This window comes from Streptomyces sp. NPDC017676, from assembly GCF_044329325.1.
GTDB lineage: Bacteria > Actinomycetota > Actinomycetes > Streptomycetales > Streptomycetaceae > Streptomyces.
Genome location: NZ_JBIRJA010000057.1, coordinates 1 through 1089, shown reverse-complemented (window position 1 = coordinate 1089; position 1089 = coordinate 1). Strand labels below are relative to the sequence as shown.

2 protein-coding genes are annotated in these 1089 nt (G+C 67.3%); both read right to left on the bottom strand.

The window, feature by feature from the left end; genetic code table 11:
- A partial coding sequence (locus ACH4LD_RS43000) for an ABC transporter ATP-binding protein (RefSeq protein WP_398060040.1) occupies positions 1–953 on the bottom strand: 953 nt, incomplete at its 3' end.
- On the bottom strand, positions 937–1089 hold a 153-nt coding region (locus tag ACH4LD_RS42995), incomplete at its 5' end, for an oligopeptide/dipeptide ABC transporter ATP-binding protein (RefSeq protein ID WP_398060042.1). The genes ACH4LD_RS42995 and ACH4LD_RS43000, both read right to left, overlap by 17 nt.

The window sequence follows — 1089 nt, the reverse complement described above, 5'->3', positions numbered from 1 at the left end:
GCCGGGACCGCGAGCAGTGGGTCTTCGTGGGTGCAGCGTTCCTGCGCCTTCCAGCAGCGGGTGCGGAAGCGGCAGCCGGTGGGGATGTTGGTGGGGGAGGGTACGTCGCCGGTGAGGATGATGCGTTCGCGGTGTTCGCGGGCGTCGGGGTCGGGTACGGGGACGGCGGAGAGCAGGGCTTGGGTGTAGGGGTGGGTGGGGTGGTCGTAGATCTGGGTGTCGCTGCCGGTCTCGACGATGCGGCCGAGGTACATGACGGCGACGCGGTCGGAGATGTGGCGGACGATGGACAGGTCGTGGGCGATGAAGAGGTAGGAGAGGTCGAAGTCGGTCTGGAGGCGGTCGAGGAGGTTGATGACCTGGGCCTGGACGGAGACGTCGAGGGCGGAGACGGGTTCGTCGGCGACGATGATCTCGGGGCGTAGTGCCAGGGCGCGTGCGATGCCGATGCGCTGGCGTTGGCCGCCGGAGAACTGGTGGGGGTAGCGGTTGATGTATTCGGGGTTGAGGCCGACGACGTCGAGGAGTTCCTGGACCCTGCGGCGGCGGTCGGTTTTGGGGGCTGCTTCGGGGTGGATGTCGTAGGGCTCGCCGATGATGTCGCCGACCGTCATGCGGGGGTTGAGGGAGGTGTAGGGGTCCTGGAAGACCATCTGGATGTTGCGGCGGACGGCTTTGAGGGCCTTGCCGGACAGCCGGGTGATGTCCTCGCCTTTGTAGCGGATCGTGCCGGCCGTCGGCCTCTCCAGGTTGACGAGCATCTTGGCGAGGGTGGATTTGCCGCAGCCTGATTCGCCGACGATGCCGAGGGTTTCGCCCTGGGTGAGGGTGAGGTCGACGCCGTCGACGGCCTTGACCGCGCCGGTCTGCTTCCTGAACAGGATGCCCTGGGTGAGCGGGTAGTGCTTGACCAGGCCGGTGACTTCGAGGAGGGGTTCAGTGGTCGAGGCCATCGAGGCATTCCCTCCAGAAGTGGCAGGCGCTGCCCCGGTTCTCGGAGACCTGGTACAGCGGGGGTTCGTCGGTGTGGCAGATGTCCCGGGCCATGGGGCAGCGGGGGTGGAAGGAGCAGCCGGGTGGGATGTGGGT